The sequence below is a fragment of the Aeromicrobium sp. PFPM2_SD2 genome (genome assembly GCF_057364525.1).
Map to the genome: position 1 here is coordinate 1 of NZ_JBNFNZ010000276.1, position 3518 is coordinate 3518.

Genomic DNA, 3518 nt, shown 5'->3' on the forward strand with positions numbered 1-3518 from the left:
CGCGGCGCTGCAGGTTCCGCGCCCGGTCGCGCCAGTCGCGGGCCTGCCGCTGCTCGTCGGGGCGTCGTCGCGTCCTGCCCCGATGCGCTCGGCCAGCTCGGCGGTCAGCTCCAGACGTGCCTGCAGCCGCCGCTCGGGCGACCTGGCGGCCGGGTCACGCAGCACGCCCGTCACCTTCTCGCGGTTGCGCGACTCGAGCAGCAGCGGCCAGAGCCGCGGCAGCTGCTTGGCCACCACCGGCGCGTACCTGACCACCTGCTGGGCCACCTGCTTGCGGTCCACGACACTCCCCTCGTCCGGTCAGGTCCAGGCTAGGCGCTCGCACCGGACCCGGCCGCGCGAACGACGAGGGCCCCGGCTCCTCACGGAACCGGGGCCCTGGGCACGACGACTCAGTCGAGGTAGTCGCGCAGCACCTGCGAGCGCGACGGGTGACGCAGCTTGCTCATCGTCTTGGACTCGATCTGGCGGATGCGCTCACGCGTGACGCCGTAGACCTTGCCGATCTCGTCGAGCGTCTTGGGCTGGCCGTCGGTCAGGCCGAAGCGCATCGAGACGACGCCCGCCTCGCGCTCGGAGAGCGTGTCGAGCACCGCGTGCAGCTGCTCCTGCAGCAGCGTGAACGAGACCGCGTCGGCCGGGACGATGGCCTCGGAGTCCTCGATCAGGTCACCGAACTCGCTGTCGCCGTCCTCGCCGAGCGGGGTGTGCAGCGAGATCGGCTCACGGCCGTACTTCTGCACCTCGACGACCTTCTCGGGCGTCATGTCGAGCTCCTTGGCGAGCTCCTCGGGGGTGGGCTCGCGGCCCAGGTCCTGCAGCATCTGACGCTGGACGCGGGCCAGCTTGTTGATGACCTCGACCATGTGGACCGGGATGCGGATGGTGCGCGCCTGGTCGGCCATGGCGCGGGTGATCGCCTGGCGGATCCACCACGTCGCGTACGTGGAGAACTTGAAGCCCTTGGTGTAGTCGAACTTCTCGACGCGCGGATGAGGCCCAGGTTGCCCTCCTGGATCAGGTCCAGGAAGAGCATGCCGCGGCCGGTGTAGCGCTTGGCCAGCGAGACCACGAGGCGCAGGTTGGCCTCGAGCAGGTGGTTCTTGGCGCGGCGTCCGTCCTGGACGATCCACTCCAGCTCCTCGAGCACCTTGGGGGTGATCTTGCCGCCGGCGGCGAGCTTCTCCTCGGCGAACAGGCCGGCCTCGATGCGCTTGGCCAGCTCGACCTCCTCGGCGGCGGTCAGCAGCGCGACCTTGCCGATCTGCTTGAGGTAGTCCTTCACCGGGTCGGCGGTGGCGCCGGCGACCATGACCTGCTGGACGGGCTCGTCGCTCTCGTCGGCCGCGGACAGCGTGAAGCCGGACTTCTCGTCCTCCTTCAGCGTCGGGTCCGTCGCCAGGTCCTTCTCGAACTCCGAGTCCGAGATGTCCGGCAGCACCTTCTTGCCGGTGGCGTCGACGAGCGTCGTCGCGGCGGACGTGTCGTCGCCGGAGACGTCGACCTGGTCGGCCTTCTTGGCGGTGGCCTTCTTCGCCGGAGCCTTCTTGGCCGCCGTCTTCTTGGCGGGCGCCTTCTTGGCGGGGGTGGAGGTGGTCTTGGCAGCAGTCTTCGTCACGGTGCTCTTCTGGGTCGCGGGCTTCGACGGGGTCGGGCTCGAGGTGTCGGTGGTCGCCGGCGACGCGGTCTTCTTGACGGCCATCAGCACCCCTTCATCGGATCCAGGGCGCAACGAATCACCCTGCGGTCAACCTCAGCGCGACCAGTGTGACACGTCTCAGCAAACTCTCATGTGCCAGGTCGCAGGATGCCCGGGGCGACGGGCGGATCGGGTCAGTCGTGGTCCCAGGAGTGCACGGGCTCGTTGGCGTGCATGCGCTCCTGGTAGGCCTTCGTCGTCGCCCGCAGCGCCTCGGCGCGGTCCTGGCCGGACGCCCGACGACGGCCGAACTCCTCGATCAGCCAGGTGGACCCGTTGCGGCCGGTCAGGCAGCGCTGCTCGACGACGCCGAGCAGCCGCTCGCGCAGGGCGTCGTCCACGCCGGCGCCGCGCAGCCCCTCGTGGGCCATCGGCAGCAGGCGGCGCAGCACGAGCTCGGTCGCCGGGACCGTGCCGATGCCCGGCCAGAACAGCTGCGCGTCGATGCCCTCGCGGGCACCGGCGTAGAAGTTCTCCGCGGCGGCCGCGAACGACAGCTGCGACCACAGCGGCCGCTCGGCCCGCACCAGGGCCCGGACGAGCCCGTAGTAGAGCGCCGCGTTGGCCAGCGTGTCGACGACGGTCGGGCCCGCGGGCAGGACGCGGTTCTCGACCCGCAGGTGCGGGAAGCCGTCCGAGACGTCGTAGATCGGCCGGTTCCAGCGGTAGATGGTGCCGTTGTGCAGGTTGAGCTCGGCGAGCGACGGGATGCGGCCGGCCTCGACCTCGGCGACCGGGTCCTCGTCCTCGACGATCGGCAGCAGCGCCGGGAAGTACTTGACGTTCTCCTCGAACAGGTCGAAGACCGACGTGATCCACTTCTCGCCGAACCAGACGCGCGGACGCACGCCCTGGGCCTTGAGCTCGTCGCTGCGGGTGTCGGTCGACTGGTCGAACAGCGCGATGCGGGTCTCGTGCCACAGCTGGCGACCCAGGAGCAGCGGCGAGTTGGCGCCGACGGCCAGCTGGACGCCCGCGATCGCCTGGGACGCGTTCCAGGCCGGGGCGAAGTCGTCCGGCTGCACCTGCAGGTGCAGCTGGGTGCTGGTGCAGGCGGCCTCGGGCATGATCGTGTCGACCGTGGTCTCGAGCCGGTCGACCCCGTCGATGGCGATGGCGATGTCCTCGCCGCGGGCCTTGAGGATCTCGTCGGACAGCAGCTTGTAGCGCGGGTTCGGCGAGATCGCCTCCTGCTGCAGGTGCGTCTCGTCGAGCGTCGGCAGGATGCCGATCATCAGCAGGTGGGTGCCGATCGTGGCCGCCTTGCCCTGGGCGCCGTTCAGGTCGTCGCGCAGGTCGCGCTCGAGCACGGCCAGCCCGTCGCCGGTGAGCGGTCGCGGCGGCACGTTGATCTCGACGTTCCACTGGCCGAGCTCGGTCTGGAAGTCCTCGTCGGCGATGGCGTCGAGCGCCTCGGCGTTGCGCAGGGCCGGGCGGCCCTCGTCGTCGACGAGGTTGAACTCGATCTCGACGCCGATGTGCGGCACGTTCACGGTGAAGTCGTGCGTCGTCAGCATGCGGGCCAGCACGTCCAGGCACCGGCGCACCTTGGCGCGGTAGCGGGTGCGGTCCTCGCGGGTGAACTCGCGGTCCTCGACGTCGCGTCCCATGCGGCTCACCCTATTGAGGGCGGCCGCTTCCGTCCTGCCGAAGCCGGAGCGCGCAGCGTGCCTCCCGTCACGACGACGGGGGCCCGGACGTCTCGGTGCGCAACGCGCGCATCCGCAACCAGCGCGACCGCGAGCGCTCCGACCTCATCGCCACCGTCGCCCACGAGCTGCGCTCGCCGCTGACCGGCATCAAGGGCTTCGTCTCCACG

General features: G+C 70.5%; 3 protein-coding genes and 1 pseudogene. 1 reads left to right on the forward strand and 3 read right to left on the reverse strand.

Going from position 1 to position 3518, the window contains the following annotated elements:
- The 3 genes and pseudogenes from AC2W7G_RS11985 to AC2W7G_RS11995 all read right to left on the reverse strand — a co-directional run.
- Positions 1-282 (reverse strand): hypothetical protein (locus tag AC2W7G_RS11985; protein ID WP_485868643.1); only part of this gene is annotated, 282 nt, incomplete at its 3' end.
- 110 nt (positions 283-392) lie between these two features.
- Positions 393-1702: pseudogene (locus AC2W7G_RS11990) on the reverse strand (RNA polymerase sigma factor).
- A gap of 131 nt (positions 1703-1833) precedes the next feature.
- Positions 1834-3309 (reverse strand): glutamate-cysteine ligase family protein, encoded by a 1476-nt coding sequence (locus AC2W7G_RS11995; protein ID WP_485868644.1) that lies wholly within the window; start codon positions 3307-3309, stop codon positions 1834-1836.
- A gap of 95 nt (positions 3310-3404) precedes the next feature.
- Between AC2W7G_RS11995 and AC2W7G_RS12000 the strand changes: the two genes are divergently transcribed.
- A partial coding sequence (locus tag AC2W7G_RS12000; protein ID WP_485868645.1) for a histidine kinase dimerization/phospho-acceptor domain-containing protein occupies positions 3405-3518 on the forward strand: 114 nt, incomplete at its 3' end.

Bases quoted from the DNA above. Each gene is read 5' to 3' on its own strand.
- AC2W7G_RS11995 (WP_485868644.1), bottom strand. From the start codon at position 3,309: ATGGGACGCGACGTCGAGGACCGCGAGTTCACCCGCGAGGACCGCACC.